The following is a 23,267-nucleotide window of genomic DNA, read 5'->3' on the forward strand; positions in this document are numbered from 1 at the left end:
CTTACCGGTACGCCGTAGAAGAATTAAGTGGAGCTTCACGGTCGATCTGCCGAGACTACGCGTATGACGACAACCGCCCCGCCCTTCGGCCGCGCCCTCTGCGCCATGATCACCCCCTTCGACCAGGCCGGTGCCCTCGATCTCGACGGCGCCCAGACGCTCGCCGACCACCTGGTGAGGGAGGGCTGCGACGGACTCGTCCTCTCCGGCACCACGGGCGAGTCACCGACCACGACGGACGCGGAGAAGGCCGCCCTCGTCATGGCGGTACGGGAGGCGGTGGGCGAGCGGGCGTCGGTCGTGGCGGGGGTGGGCACCTTCGACACCCGGCACACCGTGGAGCTGACCCTCGCGGCCGAAAAGGCGGGCGCGGACGGGGTGCTGGTGGTCAGCCCCTACTACAGCAGGCCGCCGCAGGACGCCCTGGAGGCGCACTTCACGGAGATCGCGGACGCCTCCGGACTGCCCGTCATGCTCTACGACATCCCGGGCCGCACCGGCACCCGCATCGAACCGGAGACGATGATCCGGCTCGCCGAGCACCCCCGGATCGTCGCGGTCAAGGACTGTTCCTACGACCTTCTCGGCACCCAAAAGGTCCTGAACCGCACGGAGTTGGCGTACTACGCGGGCTGCGACGAGCACATCCTGGCCCTGTACGCGGTGGGCGCGGCGGGCTACGTCAGCACAGTGGCCAACGTGGTCCCGGCCCGACTCCGCGCGATCCTGGACACGTTCGAGGCGGGCGACACCCCCGTGTCCGCCCGCCTCCAACAACGGGCCACGCCGCTGATCGAGGCGATGATGTCGGCGGGCCTGCCCGGCACGGTCACTGCCAAGGCCCTCCTGAACGCGCTCGGTCTGCCCGCGGGCCCGGTCCGCGCCCCGCTGCGGCCCGCCGGCCGGGAGGCGGCCGACGGGCTGCTGGCGGAGTACGAACGACTCGTGGCCGCCTGATCAGGGCTGGGCGAAGACCGGCTCCCAGCGTCCGGCGTCGCCGTCGTTGCCCTCGCGGAAGCCGCTGAGCGGGACCTCCTTGTCGCTGCCGATGGTGACCAGCACGAGCCGCTGATGGAACTCGCTCTTGTCGTTCTTGCCGATGTCCCAGGCGATGAGCTGCTTGTTGCCCACCCAGGCGAGCAGCTGCTGCCCGCGCACCTCGGTCTTCTCACCGGTCGTGGCATCGACGATCCAGGAGGAGGTCTTCCACTTCTCGCCCGCGAAGTCCCCTGCGACGAGGCTGCCGTCCGGCGACTTCCCCGCGTCCACGAACCACTCCAGGTGCTTGTCCTTCGCCGGTGTGGGGACCTTGTTGCCCTTGAGGTCCCAGAACTCCTTGCCGATGTCCCCCATGGGGTTCCCGGACCAGACGTGCAGTCCGTCGTCGGTGAGGGCGAAGTCCTGGCGGGCGTTGAGGAAGGTCCCCGCGAGCTCGCCGTCGCCGCCGGCGAGCTTCACCTCGCTCCAGGCGCCCTTCCCGGAGGCCACGTCGAGGACGTAGAAGCCGGTGCGGCTCGACGTCCATTCCTGGCCCCAGTCGTCGGAGCCCTCCGACTTGACCCGCAGATCGGGATTCTTGCTGTACGTCGTCGCGACCAGTTTGCGGCCGTCGCGGGAGAAGGCGAGCCCGCCGACCCCGCGCTCGACCGGGATCCACCGCTCGACCCTGCCGGTGGTCAGGTCGAGCAGGCCGATCCGCGAGGCGGGCAGGTCCTGTTCGAGGACGGCGGCGGTCTTCGCGCCGGGCGCGACGGCGACCCAGGACCAGTCCACGGTCTTGGCGTACGTGCCGGTCCTCGGGTTCAGCAGGTGGTAGGTGCGCTGGTTGACGGCGGTGTTCGCGGTCTTCTTGACCGTCTCCGGGATGAAGTACCCGGCCAGGGTCGTGCCCCCGACGGAGATCTCCTCGCGGGGTGGCGACTGGTCGGGGTGGGCCTTCGTCTTCTTCTCCACCACGACGCCACCGCCACCCGAGGGCCGTACGTCGTGCTTGCCGGAGTCCAGCAGCGGCACCCCGACCCCGACGGCGACCACGGCCACCGTGACGACCGCGGCGGCCGCGATCCTGCGGGTACGGCGGCGGCGCCGGACGGCGAGCACCCGGTCGGCGAACCCCGCCGCCACCGGGGGCTGTTCGGTGGCCTGCTCGCGCAGAGCGTCGCGCACGATGTCGTCGACGTTCACGGACGCACCTCCACGGGCGAGTAGTCACGGGACGCGAGCCGCTCGGCCTGGGCGGGCCCGAGGGCGGCCAGTTCGGGCGCGAGCTGGCGCAGCCGGGCCAGCGAACGGTGGGTGGTGGACCGTACGGTGCCGACGGAGCAGCCGAGCAGCCGCGCCACGTCGGCCTCCGGCAGGTCCTCGAAGTAGCGCAGCACCAGCACGGTGCGCTGGCGTGCGGTGAGCCGGGACAGGGCCTCGCGCATCACCAGGCGCAGTTCGGCCGCGGCGGCGGTGTCGGCGCCGGGCTCGCCGCTGCCCGGTGGTTCGGGCGGCTCGGCGACACTGACCTCCCGGCGGGGCCACTTCAGCCGCCAGCGGCTGACCTGCTGGCGGTAGAGGACCTGCCGTACATAGGCCTCGGGTTCGTCGATCTTCTGCCACCGTCCGGCCGTCTTGACCAGGGCGTTCTGCAACAGGTCCTCACCGGCGTGCTGGTCTCCCCCGCACAGCAGCACAGCGGTCTTCAGCAGGGCGGACGACCTGCTGTCCACGAAGTCCCGGAAACTCTCCAGCCCTTCGGCATTCATCGTCACCTTCTCTTCCCCGGCGACGCCTGTGCGCCGCCCCTCCGACCCTTGTGACGCGTGCGGGCCGCCGCCGCTATGCCACTCACACGAAAAAAGTCGCCGTAGAGGAACCAGGTCCTCTACGGCGACTTTCCGTGGCGTGGGATCAGTTCCAGGAGTACCCGTCGCCGATCAGCAGCAGGTGCTCCAGGACGTCCTCCATCGGGTCGTCCACCTGGCCGATGTTGACCAGACCGACCCGGGGGCCGTTGTGGGAGGCGGTGTTGGTCTCGTCGGCGTGTGCGCTGCCGATGGTCAGCAGACACGTCACGGCCAGCACCGTCAGCCCGCCCGTCACGGCCCTCGTCCGCACGTTCCTCATCGCTCGATCCCTCGTTCGTCATTTCGGCGTCTGATCGGACTCTGCGTCCACCCGTTCATCTGCCGAAACGACCCCGAGGTCACGCCGGGTAACCCGTAAGTGATCTTCGCGGGTTTCAGTTGTGGCTGTGCAGGATGTCGTTGAGCCCGCCCCAGACCGCGTTGTTCGGGCGGGCCTCGACCGTGCCGGTGACCGAGTTGCGGCGGAAGAGGATGTTCGAGGCGCCGCTCAGCTCACGGGCCTTGACGATCTGCCCGTCGGGCATGGTGACCCGGGAGCCCGCGGTGACGTAGAGACCGGCCTCGACGACGCACTCGTCGCCGAGCGCGATGCCGACGCCCGCCTCGGCGCCGATCAGGCAGCGCTCGCCGATGGTGATGCGGACGTTGCCGCCGCCGGAGAGCGTGCCCATCGTCGACGCGCCGCCACCGATGTCGGAGCCGTCGCCGACCACGACACCGGCGGAGATGCGGCCCTCGACCATCGACGTGCCGAGCGTGCCCGCGTTGAAGTTGACGAAGCCCTCGTGCATGACGGTGGTGCCCGCGGCGAGGTGCGCGCCGAGGCGGACCCGGTCGGCGTCGGCGATACGGACGCCCTTGGGGGCCACGTAGTCCGTCATGCGCGGGAACTTGTCGACCGAGGTGACCGTGAGGTACAGGCCCTCGGCGCGGGCGTTGAGCCGCACCTTCTCGATCTCGTCGACGGCGACCGGGCCGAGCGAGGTCCAGGCGACGTTGGGGAGGAGGCCGAAGATGCCGTCCAGGCTCTGGCCGTGCGGCTGGACCAGCCGGTGCGAGAGCAGGTGCAGACGCAGGTAGGCGTCGTGCGTGTCGAGCGGCTTCTCGTCGAGGGAGGCGATGACCGTGCGGACCGCGATCACCTCGACGCCACGGCGGGCGTCCGGGCCGATCGCCTTGGCGGCCCCTTCGCCGAGCAGTTCGACGGCCTTCTCGGCCGACAGCCGCTCGGTACCGGCGGGGCCGGGCTCGGCCGAGAGTTCGGGGGCGGGGAACCAGGTGTCGAGTACGGTGCCGTCGGCGGCGACGGTGGCGAGGCCTGCGGCGATGGCGCCGGTGGTGCGCGGAGCAGTCGTGTCGGTCATGAGGGAAACCTAACCGGCGCGGGGCATACGAGGCGAACCCTGCGCGGGACGTCTCAGGAGTCGGGCGGCCGGGCCGCCGGACGACATCACGTGCCACCCAGGAGAAGATCACCTGGGCCGGTAGGGATCATCCGGGTCGGCGGGGGACCCGACGGACGGCTCGGGACCCGACGGACGGCGGGGGACCCGACGGACGGCTCGGGACCCGACGGACGGCGGGGGACCCGGGCCGACGGGGACCACCCGCGATCGGAGAAGCTCACCCCCGGGCCGGCGGGAACCACCGGAAGCCGCGGGCGCCACCTGTGATCGGGCGCGGACCGGCCGCGGCCGTAGGGAACACCCAGGCCGACGGGGACCACCCGCGATCGGAGAAGCTCACCCCCGGGCCGGCGGGAACCACCGGAACCCGTGCAGGCCACCTGTGATCGGGCGCGTACCGCCCGCGGCCGTGGGATCACCCAGGCCGACAGGGACCACCCGGACACGTGAAGATCACCCGCCGACGCGGAGACCCCCAGCCGTCGGCAGAGCCCCCCGGGGCGACCGGAATCGCCCACGCTCCGCGTACATCACCGGCAGTCGGCCGGGACTACCCGCGGTCGGCGGAGATGCCCCGACCGGAACCACCCGGGGCCGCGGGGATCACCCGCCCCAGCACCTCCCGCGCATACCCCTCGTCGTACGGCGCCCCGGTCAGCAGTACCTGTAGGCAGATCCCGTCGGCCAGGGCGACCAGCGCCCGTGCGGTGACCGGGTCCGTGCGGCGGGTGAGGCGTTCGGCGAGGTCGTCGGCCCATTCGGCGGCGACGGGGCGCAGGGCGGGGCGGCGCAGGGCGGCGAGGTAGAGCTCGTACTCCAGCTCGACGCCGGTGCGGTCGCCGCCGAGCCAGTCGCCGAGGACGCGGGCGAGGTCGGCGGCCAGGTCACCGCCGGGGTCGTCCAGGGCGCCGTGTGCGGCGACCGCCTTGGCGAAGCCCTCACTGGCCTGGCGCAGCGCGGCGACCATCAGCTCGTCGAGGCTCTTGAAGTGGTACGTCGTCGAACCGAGCGGCACATCGGCCTCGGCCGCGGCGCTGCGGTGACTGAGCCCCGCTAGCCCCTTCTCCCGCACGACCCGGATGGCCGCGTCGATGATCCGCTGCCGGCGCTCGGGGTCGTGCCGCCGGGCCATCAGTGCGCCCCGCCCAGGTTCAGCACCACGACCCCCAGGATGATCAGCGCGATCCCGGCGGCCTTGGTGGCCGTCATCTCCTCCCCGAGGAAGAGCATCCCGATGCCGACGATGGCCGCGGTGCCCACCCCGGCCCAGATCGCGTAGGCGGTGCCGACCGACACCGTCTTGAGCGTCTGGGCGAGCAGCGCGAAGGAGAGGACGTACCCCAGCACGGTCAGCAGCGAGGGCCCGAACCGGCTGAAGCCCTCGGTGTACTTCATGGCCGTGGTCGCTCCGACCTCGGCGGCGATGGCTCCGGCGAGCAGCAGGTATCCCATGTGTACAAGCGTACATAACAGTTCCCGGGGACGATGCCCTCGGACGGCATCCGCCAGAAGTGGAAACCGGCCGGTTCAAAGGGCTGCTCGGGACCCCCGGTAACCACTAGTGTTCCCCCGGAACCACTTGTGTTTCACCCTTCACATACCGCGCCACCACAGCAGCGGCACGTCGCCTCGCGCCGCGCCGGAGGAACAGCGCATGCCCGAAGACAAGTCCCGGCCGCCCCAGGACCGCCCCTGGGAGAACGGCTGGACGTTGGACACCTCCCGCACGCCCGGCACCCGACGGCTCTATCTCGCCGGGGCGTTGGCGGTGGCCACGATCATCGCCTGTGTCGCGGCGATAGCCGCCACGGACAACGAAACCGGCGGACCGTCAAAAACCGCGCGGGACGAGGGATCCGGTCTGATCTCCTTCTCCTCGCAGCCCCCGGCGGCGACCACGCCCCCGCCGGGCGACAGCGGCCTCTCGTCGGTGTCCCCCACTCCCCGGGGCCCCCGGCAGCAGGGAGCCGAGCCCACCGCCACGGTCACGGCCACCCCGAAGCCGCCCAAGTCCACGGCCTCCAAAGGCAGTTCGCCGAAGCCGCACCCGTCCGTGACCCATCGCTCGGTCCGCTCGGTCAACTACCCCGCCCGGTACTGGCACGTGGACGACGGCTATGTGGGCCTGGACCCGGTCCGCGGCTCGGAATCCCGCGAGGACTCCACCTTCACCCAGGTCAAGGGCCTGGCGAACAGCTCCTGTTACTCCTTCACCACCCACGACGGCAAGTACCTGCGCCACCGCGACTTCGTCCTGCGGGCCGACCGCAACGACGGCTCCTCCCTCTTCAGGCAGGACGCCACCTTCTGCGCCCGGGACGCCTCCTACTCCGGCGCGATAATGCTGGAGTCGGTCAACTACCCCGGCTACTTCCTCCGCCACGAGAACTTCGTGGTCCGCCTCGAACGCTTCGAGTACAGCTCCCAGTACCTGGCGGACTCCTCGTTCCAGCTGGTGGGCGGGCTGGCCTGAGCCGCGTATGACCACAGGGCCGTACGAGCACAGGAAAGCGGCGGCACCCGGCAGGTGCCGCCGCTTTCCCACGAACGGGTTCGCTCAGACGTTGAAGCCGAGCGCCCGAAGCTGCTCCCGGCCGTCGTCCGTGATCTTGTCCGGCCCCCACGGCGGCATCCACACCCAGTTGATGCGGAGTTCGCTCACGAGGCCGTCCGTGGCGGACTTGGCCTGGTCCTCGATGACGTCCGTCAGCGGACAGGCCGCCGAGGTCAGGGTCATGTCGAGGGTCGCGATGTTCGCGTCGTCGATGTGGATGCCGTAGATCAGGCCGAGGTTGACGACGTCGATGCCCAGCTCGGGGTCGACGACGTCGTACAGCGCCTCGCGGACCTCTTCCTCCGAGGCCGGCTTCATCTCAACGGTCTCGCTCATGCGGTCTTCCTTTCGGCGTCGGCGTCGGCGCCCAGCGCCTGGGCCGTCGCGTCCTTCCACGCCATCCAGCTGAGGAGGGCGCACTTGACCCGGGCCGGGTACTTGGAGACACCGGCGAACGCGACCGCGTCCTCCAGCACCTCTTCCATCGCGTCGTCGGGCTCGATCCTGCCCTTCGACTGCATCAGTTCCAGGAAGGTCTCCTGGATCTTCTGCGCGTCGGCCAGGTCCTTGCCGACGAGGAGGTCGTTCAGCACGGAGGCGGAGGCCTGGCTGATCGAGCAGCCCTGGCCCTCGTACGAGACGTCCTCGATCGTCTTGCCGTCGTACTTCACACGGAGGGTGATCTCGTCACCGCACGTGGGGTTCACATGGTGCACCTCGGCGTCGCCATCCCTCAGACCACGCCCGTGCGGGTGCTTGTAGTGGTCCAGGATGACTTCCTGGTACATCGAGTCCAGCTTCACGACGACAAACCTCGCATCCCATCGTCCGTGGCGTGGCCTTTCGGCCGGGGGTCCGGGGGTTGTCCCCCGGGATAACACAGCACGGTTTCAGCACGCCCCTCAGCCGAAGAAGTTCCGTACGTGCTCCAGGCCGTCGACCAGAGCGTCGATCTCGGCCGGCGTGGAGTACAGATAGAACGACGCTCGCGTGGTCGCAGGAATTCCGTACCGCAGGCAGACAGGGCGTGCGCAGTGATGACCCACGCGTACCGCGATGCCCTCCTCGTCGAGGACCTGGCCCACGTCGTGCGGGTGGATGTCACCGAGCGTGAAGGAGATCGCCGCGCCCCGGTCCTCGGCCGTGGTCGGGCCGATGATCCGCAGGTCCGGCACCTCGCCGAGCTTCTTCACCGCGTACTCGGTGAGCGCGTGCTCGTGCGCGAGGATCTTGTCCATGCCGATCGAGGAGAGGTAGTCGATCGCGGCACCCAAACCGACCGCCTGCGCGATCGGAGGCGTGCCCGCCTCGAACTTGTGCGGCGCCGGGGCGTACGTCGACGAGTGCATCGACACGGTCTCGATCATCTCGCCGCCGCCCAGGAACGGCGGCAGGTCCTCCAGGAGCTCCTGGCGGCCCCAGAGCACGCCGATGCCGGTCGGGCCGCACATCTTGTGACCGGTGAAGGCCACGAAGTCGGCCTGGAGGGCCTGGACGTCCAGCGGCATGTGCGGCGCGGCCTGCGAGGCGTCGATGCAGACCAGGGCACCGACCTCCTGCGCGCGGCGGACTATCGCCTCGACCGGGTTGACCGTGCCCAGGATGTTCGACACCAGCACGAAGGAGACGATCTTCGTCTTCTCGGTGATGATCTCGTCGATGTTGGACAGGTCGAGCCGGCCGTCGTCGGTCAGGCCGAACCACTTCAGCTTCGCGCCCGTGCGCTGCGCGAGCAGCTGCCACGGCACGATGTTGGAGTGGTGCTCCATCTCGGTGATGACGATCTCGGTCTCGTGGTCCACGCGGTAGGGCTCGTCGGCCCAGCCCAGCATGTTCGCCACGAGGTTGAGCGACTCGGAGGCGTTCTTGGTGAAGATCACCTCGTCGCGGCTCGGCGCGTTGATGAAGGCGGCGACCTTGTCGCGCGCGCCCTCGTACAGCGCCGTGGCCTCCTCGGCGAGCACATGCACACCGCGGTGGACGTTGGCGTTGTAGCGCTCGTAGTACTCGTTCAGGGCGTCGAGCACCTGGCGCGGCTTCTGCGAGGTCGCCGCGTTGTCCAGGTACACGAGCTTCTTGCCGTCGTGGACCTGGCGGTCCAGGATCGGGAAGTCCTTGCGGAGCGCCTCGTCAAGTAGTTGCGATGTCCCGGTGAGGAGGCCCGGCAGCTGCGTCACGCGGATACGCCACCCTTCGTGTATGCCTCGTAGCCCTCGTTCTCCAGCTTGTCGGCGAGCTCGGCGCCGCCGGACTCGACGATGCGGCCGCCGGAGAAGACGTGGACGAAGTCGGGCTTGATGTAGCGCAGGATGCGCGTGTAGTGCGTGATCAGCAGGGTGCCGACCTCACCGGTCTCACGGACGCGGTTGACGCCCTCGGAGACGACCCGCAGCGCGTCGACGTCCAGACCGGAGTCCGTCTCGTCGAGGATCGCGACCTTCGGCTTCAGCAGCTCCAGCTGGAGGATCTCGTGGCGCTTCTTCTCACCGCCGGAGAAGCCCTCGTTGACGTTGCGCTCGGCGAAGGCGGGGTCCATGTGGAGACGCTCCATGGTCTCCTTGACCTCCTTCACCCAGGTGCGCAGCTTGGGGGCCTCGCCGCGGATGGCGGTGGCGGACGTACGAAGGAAGTTGGAGACCGAGACGCCGGGGACCTCGACCGGGTACTGCATCGCCAGGAACAGGCCCGCGCGGGCGCGCTCGTCGACGGACATCTCCAGGACGTCCTCGCCGTCGAGGGTGACGGTGCCGCTCGTGATGGTGTACTTCGGGTGACCCGCGAGCGAGTAGGCGAGCGTCGACTTGCCGGAGCCGTTGGGGCCCATGATGGCGTGCGTCTCGCCCTGCTTCACGGTGAGGTCGACGCCCTTGAGGATCTCCTTCGTGGCGTTGTCGGCCTCGACGGTGACGTGCAGGTCTCGGATTTCAAGCGTTGCCATGGGTGCCTCAGGACTCCTGGGAAAGGGAGACGAGCACGTCGTCCCCTTCGATCTTTACGGGGTATACGGGGACGGGGCGCGTCGCGGGAAGGCCGGACGGTTTGCCGGTGCGGAGGTCGAAGCTGGAGCCGTGCAGCCAGCACTCGATCTGACAGTCCTCCACCTCGCCCTCGGAGAGCGAGACGTTCGCGTGGGAGCAGATGTCGTGGATGGCGAACACCTCCCCCTCGGTCCGGACGACCGAGACCGGCGTGCCGTCGAGTTCCACCCGCTTCGGGGTGTCCTCCTCCAGCTCGCTCAGCCCGCAGGCGCGTACGAACGTCGACGGGGCAGTCATCAGACCGACGCCTCCAGCTCCTCGTCGATCTTCACGAGGAGGCGCTCCTCGATGTCGTCGACGCCGATCTGCTGGACCAGCTCGGCGAAGAAGCCGCGGACGACAAGGCGCCGGGCCTCGTCGGCCGGGATGCCGCGGGCCATCAGATAGAAGAGCTGCTCGTCGTCGAAGCGGCCGGTGGCGCTCGCGTGGCCCGCTCCGACGATCTCGCCGGTCTCGATCTCGAGGTTCGGCACGGAGTCGACCCGGGCGCCGTCGGTCAGAACCAGGTTCCGGTTCATCTCGTACGTGTCCGTGCCCTCGGCCTTGGCCTCGATGAGCACGTCACCGATCCACACCGCGTGGGCGCCCTCGCCCTGCAGCGCGCCCTTGTAGGCGACGTTCGACTTGCAGTGCGGGGTGTTGTGGTCGACCAGCAGGCGGTGCTCCTGGTGCTGACCCGCGTCGGTGAAGTACAGGCCGAACAGTTCGGCCTCGCCACCGGGGCCGGCGTAGGACACGCGCGGGTGCAGCCGGACCAGGTCGCCGCCGAAGGTGACCACGAACGACTTGAAGGTGGCGTCCCGGCCGATCAGCGCGTTGTGCTGGGCCACGTGCACGGCCTTGTCGTCCCAGTCCTGGACGGAGACGACGGTCAGCTTGGCGCCGTCCCCGAGGACATAGTCGACGTTGGCGGCGAGTACGGCGTCACCGGTGTGGTCGAGGACCACGACGGCCTCGGCGAAGGCTCCGAGCTCGATCACCTGGTGGGCGTAGGCGGTGCCGCCCTCGCCGTGCACGGCGATCCGGATCGGCTCGGTGAGCACCGTCTCCTTGGGGACGGTGACCACGCCGGCCTTCTCGAACGCCGAGTACGCCTGGGCGGCGATGCGGTCCACCGGGGTGCCGGCCTTGCCGATCCGCGCGTCGTCACGGCCGACGGTCTCGATCACGACACCCTCGGGGGCGTCGATGTCGACCTTCAGGCCGTCGCCGGTGGCGACCGCGGTGCCGTCGTGCAGCCCGCGCAGTCGCTCCAGCGGCGTGAACCGCCACTCCTCCTCGCGGCCGTGGGGGACCGGGAAGTCCGCCACGTCGAAGGACGGGGGCGCGCTCATGCGCGTGGCGACGGTCGACTCGGCGGCCACCGCGATCTGGCCGGCGGTGGTGGACCCCACCGGGATGTTCTGAGCCTCAGCCATGGCTGTCGGTCTGCTCTCTTCCTACGTCAGAAAATTGCTGCTGCTGTCGGGGGCGGGTCTTAACCGACCGCGCCTTCCATCTGCAGCTCGATCAGCCGGTTGAGTTCGAGCGCGTACTCCATGGGGAGTTCCTTCGCGATGGGCTCGACGAAGCCGCGCACGATCATGGCCATCGCCTCGAACTCGCTCAGACCACGGCTCATCAGGTAGAAGAGCTGGTCCTCGGAGACCTTGGAGACGGTCGCCTCGTGGCCCATGGACACGTCGTCCTCACGGACGTCCACGTAGGGGTACGTGTCCGAGCGGGAGATGGTGTCGACGAGCAGCGCGTCGCACAGCACGTTGGACTTCGAGCCGTGCGCGCCCTCGCCGATCTCCACGAGACCGCGGTAGGACGTACGGCCGCCACCACGCGCCACGGACTTCGACACGATGTTGGAGGACGTGTTCGGCGCCATGTGGACCATCTTGGAGCCGGCGTCCTGGTGCTGGCCCTCGCCCGCGAAGGCGATGGAGAGCGTCTCGCCCTTGGCGTGCTCGCCCATCAGGTAGACGGCCGGGTACTTCATCGTCACCTTGGAGCCGATGTTGCCGTCGATCCACTCCATGGTCGCGCCCTCGTACGCCACGGCGCGCTTGGTGACCAGGTTGTAGACGTTGTTCGACCAGTTCTGGATGGTCGTGTAACGGCAGCGGGCGTTCTTCTTGACGATGATCTCGACGACCGCGGAGTGCAGCGAGTCCGACTTGTAGATCGGCGCCGTGCAGCCCTCGACGTAGTGCACGTAGGCGCCCTCGTCGACGATGATCAGGGTCCGCTCGAACTGGCCCATGTTCTCCGTGTTGATACGGAAGTAGGCCTGGAGCGGGATCTCGACGTGCACGCCCTTCGGCACGTAGATGAAGGAGCCGCCGGACCACACCGCGGTGTTCAGCGACGCGAACTTGTTGTCACCGACGGGGATGACGGTCCCGAAGTACTCCTTGAAGAGCTCCGGGTGCTCCTTCAGCGCCGTGTCGGTGTCCAGGAAGATGACGCCCTGCTCCTCCAGGTCCTCGCGGATCTGGTGGTAGACGACCTCGGACTCGTACTGGGCCGCGACACCGGCGACGAGGCGCTGCTTCTCCGCCTCGGGGATGCCGAGCTTGTCGTACGTGTTCTTGATGTCCTCGGGCAGGTCCTCCCAGGACTCCGCCTGCTTCTCCGTGGAACGCACGAAGTACTTGATGTTGTCGAAGTCGATGCCGGAGAGGTCGGAGCCCCAGTTCGGCATGGGCTTCTTGGCGAACAGGCGCAGGCCCTTGAGGCGGAGCTTGGTCATCCACTCCGGCTCGTTCTTCTTCGCGGAGATGTCGCGGACGACGTCCTCGTTGATTCCGCGCCGCGCGGAAGCGCCGGCCGTGTCGGAGTCGGCCCAGCCGTATTCGTACGTGCCCAGGCCCTCGAGCTCGGGGTGGGCAGTCTCCGTGGGGAGAGTCATGCGGGGTTCCTCCCGGCCGTGCTTGCAGATGCGTGATCAGACATGTGGGAAATCTTGGGGATGAACGTCGTGCAGACGCCGTCGCCGTGCGCGATGGTCGCCAGTCGCTGGACGTGCGTTCCGAGCAGCTGGGAGAAGATCTCGGTCTCCGCCTCACAGAGCTGGGGGAACTTCTCCGCGACATGGGCCACCGGGCAGTGGTGCTGGCAGAGCTGCTCGCCGACCGGTGCGCTCCGCGCCGTAGCAGCGTACCCGTCCGCGCTCAAGGCCTTGGCCAGGGCTTCGGTGCGCTCCTCGGGGGCGGCGGACTCGACGGCCTTGCGGTACTCCTCGGCCTGCGCGGCGATCCTGGCACGCGCGAAGGCCACGACCGCCTCGTCCCCGCCGAACCGCTCCTGGATCCAGCTCAGGGCGTCCGCGGCGAGCTTGTCGTACGACTGGTCGAAGGCGTCCCGGCCGCAGTCGGTGAGCGCGAAGACCTTGGCGGGGCGGCCACGCGTCCGCGCGCCGTACACCCGCTGCTCCCGCGCCTCCACGACCTCGTCGGCCGCCAGGGCGTCCAGATGACGTCGGACGGCCGCGTGGGTCAGGCCCAGTCGACCGGCCAGCTCGGCGACGGTCGACGGGCCGTGGTCCAGGATGGATCGCGCGACGCGGTTGCGGGTGGACCGCTCACCGGTCGCGAGCTCCTCCTGAGGGGCCCCCGTGGGGGTCTCCCGAGCCTCGCCGACGTTTTTCACAACGCCATTGTTGCGTAATTCCTCAGGACCGGGCAAGCCGCGTCCCACCGGGTGGACGGTGCCCTGCATCACTTAGGCATCCCTAACCTGACCTGGGGGAACGATCTTGATCGATCAAACCGGTGGCATGTCGCGGCCCTGTCAGGGACACTCCGGAACCATGCCGAAACCACCTCCCACCGGCCCACTTGTCACCCGCGACACCCTCGCGGGGCAGCTGCGCGAGCTGGGCGTCCGCAGCGGCGAGATCCTCCTCGTGCACTCCTCCCTGAGCGCCCTCGGCTGGGTCTGCGGAGGCCCGGTCGCGGTGGTCCAGGGGCTGCTCGACGCCCTCGGCCCGGACGGCACCCTCGTGGTCCCCACCCAGACCGGCGACCTCTCCGACCCGGCGGTGTGGAGCGACCCGCCGGTGCCCGAGGAGTGGTGGGACACGATCCGGGCGACCATGCCCGCCTACGACCCCCTCGTCACGCCCTCGCGCGGGGTCGGCGTGATCCCGGAGACGGTGCGCACCTGGCCCGGCGCCCGGCGCAGCGCACACCCGCAGACCTCCTTCGCGGCGATAGGCCCCGGCGCGCATGCGGTCCTGGACGGCCACGCCCCCGACTGCCGCCTCGGCGAGCAGAGCCCGCTGGCCCGCCTCGAGGCCCTGCACGCGCGCGTGCTGCTCCTCGGCGCGGGCTACGACACCTGTACGAGTTTCCATCTCGCCGAGTACCGCGTCCCGACCCCGCTCGTGCGGGTCGGTCGCCCGGGACCGGACGGGTGGGAGGTGGTGACGGAGGTCTCGATCACCTCCGACCGCTTCGACGAACTGGGCCACGACTTCGAGCGCGACCGGGCCGTCGTCGTACGGGGAAAGGTGGGCGCGGCCGACGCACGGCTGTTCCCGGTGGCGGACGCCGTGCGGTACGCGGAGCGGTGGCTGGCGCTGCATCGCTCACGGGAGGACGTTCCCGGCAATGCGCTGGGTGGAGATCCTGCACCCGCCCGTCTGCGGCGCGGGCGGCGAACCTAGACTCGGGCCCATGCGAAGTGAGCCCGTGGTCCAGGTCCACGCCCTGGTGAAGCGGTACGGCACGAAGACCGCCGTGGACGGCCTCGACCTGGTGGCCCGGGCGGGCGTGACCGCCGTACTCGGGCCCAACGGCGCGGGCAAGACGACCACCGTCGAGACCTGCGAGGGATACCGCCGGCCGGACTCCGGCACGGTCCGGGTCCTGGGCCTCGACCCGGTGCGACAGGCCCGTGAGCTGCACCCGAGGATCGGCGTGATGCTGCAGTCCGGGGGCGTGTACTCGGGCGCCCGGGCCGACGAGATGCTGCGGCACGTGGCCAGGCTCCACGCACACCCGCTCGACGTGGACACGCTGATCGAGCGCCTGGGCCTCGGCAGCTGCGGCCGGACGACGTACCGGCGCCTGTCCGGCGGCCAGCAGCAGCGGCTGGCGCTCGCCATGGCCGTCGTGGGCCGCCCGGAACTGGTGTTCCTGGACGAACCGACCGCCGGCCTGGACCCGCAGGCCCGCCGCTCGACCTGGGACCTGGTCCGCGACCTGCGCGCGGACGGCGTCTCGGTGATCCTCACCACGCACTACATGGACGAGGCCGAACAGCTCGCCGACGACGTCGCGATCATCGACGGCGGCCGGGTCATCGCCCAGGGCTCCCCGGAGGAGCTGTGCCGGGGCGGCGCCGAGAACACCCTGCGCTTCATGGGCCGCCCCGGGCTCGACGTGGGCTCCCTGCTCAAGGCCCTCCCGGCGGACTGCTCGGCGGCCGAACTGACCCCCGGCTCCTACCGGGTCGTGGGCAAGGTCAACCCGCAACTGCTGGCGACGGTGACGTCCTGGTGCGCCCAGCACGGCGTGATGCCGGAGAAGATCTCGGTGGAACGGCACACCCTGGAAGACGTGTTTCTGGAGCTCACGGGCAAGGAGTTGCGCTCATGATCTCGGCCCGCACAAGGACCTGCCGGGGGTCCGGGGGTCGCCCCCCGGGAAGACACAGCCTGGAGCTCACGGGCAAGGAGTTGCGCTCATGATCCCGGCCCACACAAGGACCTGCCGGGAGTCCGGGGGTCGCCCCCCGGGAAGACACAGCCTTGAACTCACGGGCAAGGAGCTGCGCGCGTGACGGCCACCGGTATGTACACCCCGAAGCCGGGCGCGGCACGGCTGGGACGCATGATCGCGACCCAGGCGGTCCTGGAGACGAAGATGCTCCTGCGCAACGGCGAACAGCTCCTGCTGACGGTGGTGATCCCGACCCTGGTTCTGGTCCTGTTCAGCTCGGTGGACATCATCGACACGGACGAGGGCAAGGCGGTGGATTTCCTCACCCCCGGCGTCCTGGCCCTCGCGGTCATGTCGACGGCGTTCACGGGCCAGGCGATCGCGACCGGCTTCGAACGCCGATACGGCGTCCTGAAGCGTCTGGCCTCCTCCCCGCTCCCCCGCTGGGGCCTGATGACGGCGAAAACGGCATCCGTCCTGGTGACGGAGATCCTCCAGGTGATCCTCCTGACGGTGATCGCCTTCACGCTGGGCTGGTCCCCGCACGGCAACCCCTTCGCCGTCCTGCTGCTCCTGATCCTCGGCACGGCGGCCTTCTCAGGCCTCGGCCTCCTGATGGCCGGCACCCTGAAGGCGGAGGCGACCCTGGCCGCGGCGAACCTGGTCTTCCTCCTGCTGCTTGTGGGCGGCGGAGTGATGGTCCCCCTGTCCAAGTTCCCTTCGGGCGCGCAGGACGTACTGGGTCTGCTGCCGATCACGGCCCTGTCGGACGGCCTGCGGGACGTGCTGCAGCACGGGGCCGGGATGCCGTGGGGCGACCTGGGGATCCTGGCGGTGTGGGCCGTGGCGGGTCTGGCCCTGGCCGGACGCTTCTTCCGCTGGGAGTAGGGGGCCCTCGTGAACGCGTGCACAAGCGGCCCCCTACGATGGAACGCGTGCCGAACCTGACCCGCGCCGACGCCGTAGCGGCCGTCCGCAACCCGCTCGCCTTCATCGCCGCACGCTGGACCCCGACTTCCCGGACGGTTCAGCGGGCGGCTCTCGCCGCGCTCGTCATGGCGGTGGTCATCGTGGTCACCGGCGGGGCGGTGCGGCTGACCGGGTCGGGGCTGGGGTGCCCGACCTGGCCCACGTGCACGGACGACTCGCTGACCGCGACCCGCGCGATGGGCATCCACGGCGCCATCGAGTTCGGCAACCGGATGCTCACCTATGTGCTGTGCGCCGCCGTCGGTTGGGCGATCATCGCCGCGCGCTCCGAGAAGCCGTACCGGCGCAGCCTGACCCGCCTGGGCTGGGCACAGTTCTGGATCGTGATGAGCAATGCGATCCTCGGCGGCATCGTCGTCCTCGTGGGTCTCAACCCCTACACCGTCGCGGCCCACTTCGTGGCGACGACGGCCCTGATCACGGTCGCCGCGGTGATGTGGCAGCGCACCCGCGAGGGTGACACGGCACCCCGTCCGCTGGTCGGCAAGCCGGTGCAGCAGCTGGTGTGGTTCCTGGTCGCGGCCGCCGCCCTGCTGATCCTCGTCGGCACCGTCGTGACCGGCGCCGGACCGCACGCCGGTGACTCCAGCGAGGTCGACCGGATGCCGCTGGACTGGGAGACGGTGGCCAAGGTGCACGCGGTCCTGGCCTGGATCGTGGTGTCGCTGACCTTCGCCCTGTGGTTCATCCTCAAGGCGGTCGACGCCCCCAAGGGTCCCCTGCACCGCACCCGCGACCTCTTCCTGGTCCTCCTTTCCCAGGGCGTCATCGGCTACGTCCAGTACTTCACCGACCTGCCCGAGTTCCTGGTCGGCCTGCACATGCTCGGCTCGGCCCTGGTGTGGATCGCGGTCCTGCGTGTCCTGCTGGCCCTGCGGGAGCGGTCCGAGGGCGAGCAGGCCGAGCTCCCGGCTCAGTCGTACGCCGCCACCAGTTCGTCGATCGCCGGGCCCAGGTAGCCGCGGGTCAGCGCCGCCCTGTTCTCCACGGGGGGTCCGGGCCAGCCGTAGCGGCGCCTCCGGATGTCCTCGACGACCTCCATGGGCGCCCCGAGCCCCGGCAGCAGTTCCAGCGCCTCGCGCTTGCTGACCAGTCGTCCCTCCCGCAGCGTGACACTCGCGCGGGCGAAGGTCAGCAGCCCCAGGTCGACCCACACGTCCCGGGTCCACAGCGGGGCGTTGCCGAGGGCCGGGCGCCAGAAGTCGCGCAGGTCACGGCAGACGAAGTCGGTGAGTTCGCGGTCCGACACCGGCGGCAGCAGGTCCGGGGGCGGTTTCCCCAGCAGCACCCGTCCGAAGCTGTGCAGTTCGCGTCGGGTCACCGGGGTGACCGGCCGCTTGAACAGCTCCTCGTGCGCCCAGGTGAGATGGCGGCGGCCCATGTCGGCGGCAGGCGTCAGGTAGGTGCAGTGCAGTTGCCCGGACAGCGGCTCGGCCCGCAGCCGCGCGTGCAGCTTCGCCAGCCGCCAGACCGTCCGCGGCCCCAGCCGGTCGAGTACGGCGATCAGGTCCAGGTCGCTGCGGCCCTCCTGGTAGTCGCCGCCCGCGAGGGAGCCGTGGGCCCAGACGGCGACGGGGGCGAGCGGGGCCAGGTCGGCGAGGAAGCGGTCCAGCAAGACGTCGGTCTGCATGGGCCCCATCCTGTACAGCTCACTCCAGCCCGTACACCCTGCGCGCGTTCCCCGCCGCGATGAGTGCCGCCACCCGCTGCGCGTCCGCCAGCGACCAGGCCCCCTCCGTGACCCAGCCACCGAGCACCCGGGCCAGCGCCTCCCGGAACAGCCGGGCGCCCACGACATGCAGTTCGGGCAGGCTGTGGGCCCCGCTGGAGAAGACGATCTTGCCGAAGGGAGCCAGTTCCAGGATCTCCGCGAGGACGGTCGCCGCGCGGGCGCCGGTGCGCACGAGGGCGGCTCCGGAGTCGGCGTAGACATGCGGGAAGACGCCGGCGAGATGGGCGGCGTGCCGGTGGTAGGGGTAGCTGTGCAGCAGGACGAGGTCGGTGCCAAGACCCGCGGTGGCCCGGACGAAGTCGGTGAGCAGGACGGGGTCCGTGCGGTCGATGCGCAGACCCGGTTCGCCGAGCCCGGCATGCAGTTGGAGGGGCAGGCCCGAGGCGGCCGCGATCCACAGCAGGTGCCGTAGGAGCACGGGGTCGGACAGCTCGCCGCCCACCCGGCGGCCCGCCAGCCATCGGCCCGCCGCGCCCCGCACCTCTCCCGGCCCCGGCGGCTCGGGCGCGAGCGCCAGACCGTGCCGTACCCCCGCCACCGAGGTGAAGGCGACCGCGCTCGCGGCGGCTCCGTGCACCGACTCGGCGAGGTTGGCGAGGAAGGACTCGACGGTGCCGGAGGTGTCGGCGACCTGTTCGGCGAGGAGCTCCAGGCGCACGATCTCGCGGGCCTCGGCGGCCGCGGCGGAGGCCAGCTCGGTGGGTCCCGTGAGGTCGCCGGGCAGCCCGGTGTCGACCAGATAGGTGGTGATGCCGCTGCCGCGGAGCAGTCTGCGGCCCGCTTCCAGTACGCCGAGTTCCCGGCGCCGGGCCAGATAGCGGGCGGGCGGACAGTGCGGTTCCAGGCCGAGCAGGGGCGGGCACCATCGTCGTACGGCGAAGCCCGTCTGGGTGTCGAACAGCGTGGTCCCCGGGGCGGGCGGGCCCTCGGTGCGGGCCAGCTGGGCCTCGAAGGTGCCGAGACCCAGCTCCGTCCTCAGTACGCCGTGGCAGTACTGGTCCACGAGGGACGGCGTTTCGATCATCCGGGCTCCCCGTGGCAGGACTGTGCGCTTGCTACAGGTCCTAACGGGTGAACCGGGCATCAGGTGTTGCTGTCACACACCCCGTGCGAAGCGCTCCGCGGGTTGAGCCGTTTCGCCGGCCGTGAGGGAGGGCGCCGGCCTCTCGCGCGACTGCGGGCCCGTCGTGGCTGATCGCACCCACGCGGCGGAGTCGCACGTCGATGCAGCCCCGCTTCGGGGGACGACTGATCAGCCGTTGCTCGGGCCGCCGACCTGGATGCCCGCCATCCGGGTCCACTCGTACGGCCCCGTCCTCACCTTCGCGGCGAACTCGCCGTCGAACTCCTCGTGCACGGTGATGCCGGACTTCTCGACGGCCTTCTCGGCGATCTCGTACGTGGGGGCCATCAGGTCGCCCCAGCCGCCGTCCTCGCCGACGAGGACGATCCGGGTGCCGCGCTCGCCGACGTAGGCCAGCTGGCCCTCGGCGCCACCGTGCTCCTTGGAGAAGGCGCTGATCTGCTTGGCGAGCCGGGCGACCTTGCGCTCGGCCTTCGCGTCAACCTGCTGCGTGTCTGCCATGACCAGGATGCTACCGACGGGTAGAGGGAACGGCGACGTGACCCTTACCTCAGGAAGGGGTCGACCGCCACCGCGAGGAAGAGGATCGACACATAGGTGATCGACCAGTGGAACAGCCGCATCTCCTTGAGCTTCGCGCCCGTCACCTCGGCCCTGGCGCGGTTCTGCAGCCCGTGCGCCTCCCACAGCCAGAAGCCGCCCGCGAGCAGCGCGACCACCGTGTAGAACCAGCCGGTGTAGCCGAGCGGCTGAAGCAGCAGCGACACCCCGACCATCACCCAGCTGTAGAGGACGATCTGCCGGGCGACCACCTTGTTGGAGGCGACCACCGGCAGCATCGGCACGCCCACGCGCGCGTAGTCCTCACGCACTTTCATGGACAGCGGCCAGTAGTGCGGCGGCGTCCAGAAGAACATGACCAGGAAGAGGATGACCGGCGCCCAGGCCATGGAGTTCGTGACGGACGACCAGCCGATGAGGACCGGAAGGCAGCCGGCGATGCCGCCCCACACGATGTTCTGCGAGGTACGGCGCTTGAGGATCATCGTGTAGACGACGACGTAGAAGAGGAGCGCTCCGAGGGAGAGCCAGGCGCTCAGCCAGTTGACGGCGAGGCCGAACAGGAGCGTCGAGACGACCGCGAGCGTGATGCCGAAGGCCAGACACTCGCGCGGCGACACCATGCCGGTCACCAGTGGACGCTGCGAGGTGCGGTCCATGAGCGCGTCGATGTCGCGGTCGATGTACATGTTGAGCGCGTTGGCGCCGCCCGCCGAGAGGTAGCCGCCGACGCAGGTGAGCAGGACCAGCTTCAGGTCCGGCACACCCTGCTGCGCCAGGAACATCACCGGAACGGTGGTGATGAGCAGCAGCTCGATGATCCGGGGCTTGGTCAGCGCCACGAATGCCTTGACACGGGCCCCGAACGGCCGGTGACTCGAGCTCTTGCTCTCCCCCAGCACTCCGGCTGGACGGGATTCGACGGCCGTCACGCACACCCCTACAGAGACATCCCAGCAAGCCCCACCCGTGTGAAGTCCCGGTAAAGGCTCGCGCGTACCACGCCACTGTAGACGTTGCCCATACCCGGGCATTCGCGGGGGTCGGGTCGTGTCCGAGGACGCCCCCGGAAGAGCTCGGGCGCACTCGGTTGAGCACTCTTACGAGCGGCTGCGTATTCAGTTGCCGAATGCGGTACGGGCCAGTCGGGAGGCGGATGTCCGCCCGGCCCGGCAGTCTGGAATGACTCGAAAAAACGCACGTACTTACGGGGGTAGGCTCGACAACGGCCGGGCGTCCCGTGCACCGGCATTTCGACATGCGTGACATGTGGAGAGGAGCCCTGACCCAGGGTGAGCACCAAGCCGACCACCACAGACCTCGAGTGGACCGAGTTGGACCAGCGGGCCGTCGACACCGCCCGCGTCCTGGCCGCCGACGCCGTACAGAAGGTCGGCAACGGCCATCCCGGTACGGCGATGAGCCTGGCGCCCGCCGCCTACACCCTCTTCCAGAAGGTGATGCGGCACGACCCGGCCGACCCCGACTGGGTTGGACGCGACCGCTTCGTGCTGTCCGCCGGCCACTCGTCCCTGACCCTCTACACCCAGCTGTACCTGGCCGGTTTCGGCCTGGAGCTGGACGACCTGAAGGCGTTCCGCACCTGGGGCTCGAAGACCCCCGGCCACCCGGAGTACGGCCACACCAAGGGCGTCGAGACGACCACCGGTCCGCTCGGCCAGGGTGTCGCCAACGCCGTCGGCATGGCGATGGCCGCCCGCTACGAGCGCGGTCTGTTCGACCCGGAGGCCCCCGAGGGCACCTCCCCCTTCGACCACTTCGTCTTCGCCGTCGCCGGTGACGGCTGCCTCCAGGAGGGCATCTCCGCCGAGGCGTCCTCGATGGCCGGCCACCAGAAGCTCGGCAACCTGATCCTGCTGTGGGACGACAACCACATCTCGATCGAGGGCGACACCGAGACGGCCGTCTCCGAGGACACCGTCAAGCGCTACGAGGCCTACGGCTGGCATGTCCAGCGCGTGGCCCCCAAGCCGGACGGTGACATCGACCCGCACGCCATCTACAACGCCATCGAGGCCGCGAAGCAGGTGACGGACAAGCCGTCCTTCATCGCGATGCGCTCGATCATCGCCTGGCCCGCCCCGAACGCACAGAACACCGAGGCCGCGCACGGCTCGGCGCTCGGCGACGACGAGGTCGCGGCGACCAAGCGGGTGCTGGGCTTCGACCCGGAGCAGTCCTTCGAGGTCGCGGACGAGGTCATCAACCACACCCGCCAGGCGCTGGAGCGCGGCCGTCAGGCGAAGGCCGAGTGGGAGAAGTCCTTCCAGGAGTGGCGCAACAACAACGCCGAGCGCGCGGCCGAGTTCGACCGCATCGCCGCGGGTGAGCTGCCCAAGGACTGGGAGTCCTCGATTCCGGTCTTCGAGCCCAGCAAGGGTGTCGCCACGCGTGCCGCGTCCGGCAAGGTCCTGCAGGCCCTCGGCGCGGTCATCCCCGAGCTGTGGGGCGGCTCCGCCGACCTCGCGGGCTCGAACAACACCACGATCGACAAGAACAGTTCGTTCCTCCCTGCGGACAACCCGCTGCCGGAGGCGGACCCGTACGGCCGCACAATCCACTTCGGTATCCGCGAGCACTCCATGGCCGCGGAGATGAACGGCATCGCGCTGCACGGCAACACCCGTATCTACGGCGGTACGTTCCTCGTCTTCTCCGACTACATGCGCAACGCCGTCCGGCTCTCGGCGTTGATGCACCTGCCGGTGACGTACGTGTGGACGCACGACTCCATCGGCCTCGGCGAGGACGGCCCCACGCACCAGCCGGTCGAGCACATCGCCGCGCTGCGGGCGATCCCCGGTCTGAACGTGGTCCGCCCGGCCGACGCCAACGAGACCGCGATCGCCTGGCGCGAGATCCTCAAGCGCTGGACCAAGGAGTTCGGCAAGGGTGCCCCGCACGGTCTGGCGCTGACCCGTCAGGGCGTGCCGACGTACGAGCCCAACGAGGACGCCGTCAAGGGCGGTTACGTCCTGTTCGAGGCCTCCACCGGGACTCCCGAGGTCATCCTCATCGCCACCGGTTCCGAGGTGCACGTGGCCGTCGAGGCACGCGAGCAGCTGGAGGCCGACGGGGTGCCGACGCGCGTCGTGTCCATGCCGTCCGTGGAGTGGTTCGAGGAGCAGGACCAGGGGTACCGGGACAGCGTCCTGCCCCCGGCCGTGAGGGCCCGTGTCGCGGTCGAGGCGGGTATCGGCCTTACCTGGCACAAGTACGTCGGGGACGCCGGTCGCATCGTTTCCCTGGAGCACTTCGGTGCTTCCGCGGACGGCAAGGTCCTCTTCCAGGAGTTCGGCTTCACTGGCGAGAACGTGGCCGCGAAGGCACGGGAATCTCTCGCCGCCGCCCAGCGCTGACGCTCACATACGACAC

Annotated in this window: 25 protein-coding genes; 7 read left to right on the forward strand and 18 right to left on the reverse strand. The window is 69.9% G+C overall.

The window, feature by feature from the left end; translation table 11 throughout:
• Positions 1-63: 63 nt before the first annotated feature.
• Complete coding sequence (dapA, locus tag ACIBJB_RS31460; RefSeq protein ID WP_398935516.1) at positions 64-957, forward strand: 4-hydroxy-tetrahydrodipicolinate synthase; 894 nt, start codon at positions 64-66, stop codon at positions 955-957.
• On the opposite strand, the gene ACIBJB_RS31465 is transcribed toward dapA, so the two are convergent.
• The 6 genes from ACIBJB_RS31465 to ACIBJB_RS31490 all read right to left on the reverse strand — a co-directional run bounded on the left by ACIBJB_RS31465 (position 958) and on the right by ACIBJB_RS31490 (position 5,710).
• A complete protein-coding gene (locus tag ACIBJB_RS31465) occupies positions 958-2,184 on the reverse strand; it encodes a WD40 repeat domain-containing protein (RefSeq protein WP_398935518.1) in 1,227 nt (408 codons plus the stop codon).
• The gene (locus ACIBJB_RS31470) at positions 2,181-2,750 is read right to left on the reverse strand and encodes a SigE family RNA polymerase sigma factor (protein WP_398935520.1); all 570 of its coding nucleotides are present in this window, start codon (positions 2,748-2,750) and stop codon (positions 2,181-2,183) included. The genes ACIBJB_RS31465 and ACIBJB_RS31470 overlap by 4 nt, the downstream gene beginning before the upstream one ends.
• A 145-nt stretch (positions 2,751-2,895) precedes the next feature.
• Entirely contained in the window at positions 2,896-3,111 is a 216-nt protein-coding gene (locus tag ACIBJB_RS31475) for a hypothetical protein (protein WP_398935522.1), read from the reverse strand.
• Between the two features lie 115 nt (positions 3,112-3,226).
• Positions 3,227-4,216, reverse strand: coding sequence for a 2,3,4,5-tetrahydropyridine-2,6-dicarboxylate N-succinyltransferase (gene dapD, locus ACIBJB_RS31480; protein ID WP_398935524.1), 990 nt, complete (start codon positions 4,214-4,216; stop codon positions 3,227-3,229).
• 592 nt (positions 4,217-4,808) lie between these two features.
• Positions 4,809-5,390: a TetR/AcrR family transcriptional regulator gene (locus tag ACIBJB_RS31485; protein WP_398935526.1), complete on the reverse strand. Its 582-nt coding sequence runs from the start codon at positions 5,388-5,390 to the stop codon at positions 4,809-4,811.
• Positions 5,390-5,710, reverse strand: a complete 321-nt coding sequence (locus tag ACIBJB_RS31490) for a DMT family transporter (protein WP_398935528.1) — start codon at positions 5,708-5,710, stop codon at positions 5,390-5,392. Before ACIBJB_RS31490 ends, ACIBJB_RS31485 begins: the two co-directional genes overlap by 1 nt.
• 202 nt (positions 5,711-5,912) lie before the next feature.
• Here ACIBJB_RS31490 and ACIBJB_RS31495 point away from each other — a divergent pair, with 202 nt between their 5' ends.
• Positions 5,913-6,731 carry an AbfB domain-containing protein gene (locus ACIBJB_RS31495; RefSeq protein WP_398935530.1) on the forward strand — a complete coding sequence of 273 codons (819 nt, stop codon included), beginning with the start codon at positions 5,913-5,915 and terminating at the stop codon, positions 6,729-6,731.
• An 84-nt stretch (positions 6,732-6,815) separates the two neighbouring features.
• Here the strand turns inward: ACIBJB_RS31495 and ACIBJB_RS31500 are convergent, their stop codons facing one another.
• From ACIBJB_RS31500 to ACIBJB_RS31535, 8 genes are all read right to left on the reverse strand, one after another.
• Positions 6,816-7,148, reverse strand: coding sequence for a metal-sulfur cluster assembly factor (locus ACIBJB_RS31500; RefSeq protein WP_028809645.1), 333 nt, complete (start codon positions 7,146-7,148; stop codon positions 6,816-6,818).
• Complete coding sequence (gene sufU, locus ACIBJB_RS31505) at positions 7,145-7,615, reverse strand: Fe-S cluster assembly sulfur transfer protein SufU (protein WP_398935532.1); 471 nt, start codon at positions 7,613-7,615, stop codon at positions 7,145-7,147. Before sufU ends, ACIBJB_RS31500 begins: the two co-directional genes overlap by 4 nt.
• Before the next feature lie 99 nt (positions 7,616-7,714).
• Positions 7,715-8,989 (reverse strand): cysteine desulfurase, encoded by a 1,275-nt coding sequence (locus ACIBJB_RS31510; protein ID WP_398935534.1) that lies wholly within the window; start codon positions 8,987-8,989, stop codon positions 7,715-7,717.
• Complete coding sequence (sufC, locus tag ACIBJB_RS31515; RefSeq protein ID WP_398935536.1) at positions 8,986-9,750, reverse strand: Fe-S cluster assembly ATPase SufC; 765 nt, start codon at positions 9,748-9,750, stop codon at positions 8,986-8,988. The genes ACIBJB_RS31510 and sufC overlap by 4 nt, the downstream gene beginning before the upstream one ends.
• Positions 9,751-9,757: 7 nt before the next feature.
• Positions 9,758-10,087: a non-heme iron oxygenase ferredoxin subunit gene (locus ACIBJB_RS31520; protein ID WP_383865099.1), complete on the reverse strand. Its 330-nt coding sequence runs from the start codon at positions 10,085-10,087 to the stop codon at positions 9,758-9,760.
• Positions 10,087-11,268 (reverse strand): Fe-S cluster assembly protein SufD, encoded by a 1,182-nt coding sequence (gene sufD, locus ACIBJB_RS31525; RefSeq protein ID WP_398935538.1) that lies wholly within the window; start codon positions 11,266-11,268, stop codon positions 10,087-10,089. Before sufD ends, ACIBJB_RS31520 begins: the two co-directional genes overlap by 1 nt.
• A 59-nt stretch (positions 11,269-11,327) precedes the next feature.
• Positions 11,328-12,749, reverse strand: a complete 1,422-nt coding sequence (gene sufB, locus ACIBJB_RS31530) for a Fe-S cluster assembly protein SufB (RefSeq protein ID WP_398935540.1) — start codon at positions 12,747-12,749, stop codon at positions 11,328-11,330.
• The gene (locus ACIBJB_RS31535; RefSeq protein ID WP_398935542.1) at positions 12,746-13,489 is read right to left on the reverse strand and encodes a helix-turn-helix transcriptional regulator; all 744 of its coding nucleotides are present in this window, start codon (positions 13,487-13,489) and stop codon (positions 12,746-12,748) included. Before ACIBJB_RS31535 ends, sufB begins: the two co-directional genes overlap by 4 nt.
• 160 nt (positions 13,490-13,649) lie before the next feature.
• On the opposite strand from ACIBJB_RS31535, the gene ACIBJB_RS31540 reads away from it, so the two are divergent.
• The 4 genes from ACIBJB_RS31540 to ACIBJB_RS31555 all read left to right on the forward strand — a co-directional run bounded on the left by ACIBJB_RS31540 (position 13,650) and on the right by ACIBJB_RS31555 (position 17,453).
• On the forward strand, positions 13,650-14,507 hold the full coding sequence (locus ACIBJB_RS31540) for an aminoglycoside N(3)-acetyltransferase (protein WP_398935544.1): 858 nt from the start codon (positions 13,650-13,652) through the stop codon (positions 14,505-14,507).
• 10 nt (positions 14,508-14,517) lie between these two features.
• Positions 14,518-15,441, forward strand: a complete 924-nt coding sequence (locus tag ACIBJB_RS31545; RefSeq protein ID WP_398935546.1) for an ABC transporter ATP-binding protein — start codon at positions 14,518-14,520, stop codon at positions 15,439-15,441.
• Between the two features lie 180 nt (positions 15,442-15,621).
• A complete protein-coding gene (locus tag ACIBJB_RS31550; protein WP_398935548.1) occupies positions 15,622-16,392 on the forward strand; it encodes an ABC transporter permease in 771 nt (256 codons plus the stop codon).
• 38 nt (positions 16,393-16,430) lie between these two features.
• Positions 16,431-17,453: a heme A synthase gene (locus ACIBJB_RS31555; RefSeq protein ID WP_398935550.1), complete on the forward strand. Its 1,023-nt coding sequence runs from the start codon at positions 16,431-16,433 to the stop codon at positions 17,451-17,453.
• On the opposite strand, the gene ACIBJB_RS31560 is transcribed toward ACIBJB_RS31555, so the two are convergent.
• From ACIBJB_RS31560 to ACIBJB_RS31575, 4 genes are all read right to left on the reverse strand, one after another.
• The gene (locus ACIBJB_RS31560) at positions 17,408-18,124 is read right to left on the reverse strand and encodes a nucleotidyltransferase domain-containing protein (RefSeq protein WP_398935551.1); all 717 of its coding nucleotides are present in this window, start codon (positions 18,122-18,124) and stop codon (positions 17,408-17,410) included. The genes ACIBJB_RS31555 and ACIBJB_RS31560 overlap by 46 nt on opposite strands.
• 19 nt (positions 18,125-18,143) lie before the next feature.
• Entirely contained in the window at positions 18,144-19,250 is a 1,107-nt protein-coding gene (locus ACIBJB_RS31565; RefSeq protein WP_398935553.1) for an amidohydrolase family protein, read from the reverse strand.
• 228 nt (positions 19,251-19,478) lie between these two features.
• On the reverse strand, positions 19,479-19,811 hold the full coding sequence (locus ACIBJB_RS31570) for a hypothetical protein (RefSeq protein WP_398935555.1): 333 nt from the start codon (positions 19,809-19,811) through the stop codon (positions 19,479-19,481).
• 44 nt (positions 19,812-19,855) lie between these two features.
• Complete coding sequence (locus tag ACIBJB_RS31575; protein ID WP_398935557.1) at positions 19,856-20,809, reverse strand: heme o synthase; 954 nt, start codon at positions 20,807-20,809, stop codon at positions 19,856-19,858.
• A 354-nt stretch (positions 20,810-21,163) separates the two neighbouring features.
• On the opposite strand from ACIBJB_RS31575, the gene tkt reads away from it, so the two are divergent.
• Complete coding sequence (gene tkt, locus ACIBJB_RS31580) at positions 21,164-23,251, forward strand: transketolase (protein WP_398935559.1); 2,088 nt, start codon at positions 21,164-21,166, stop codon at positions 23,249-23,251.
• Positions 23,252-23,267 lie beyond the last annotated feature (16 nt).

The sequence above is a fragment of the Streptomyces sp. NPDC050759 genome, assembly GCF_044456945.1.
Taxonomy (GTDB): Bacteria; Actinomycetota; Actinomycetes; order Streptomycetales; family Streptomycetaceae; genus Streptomyces.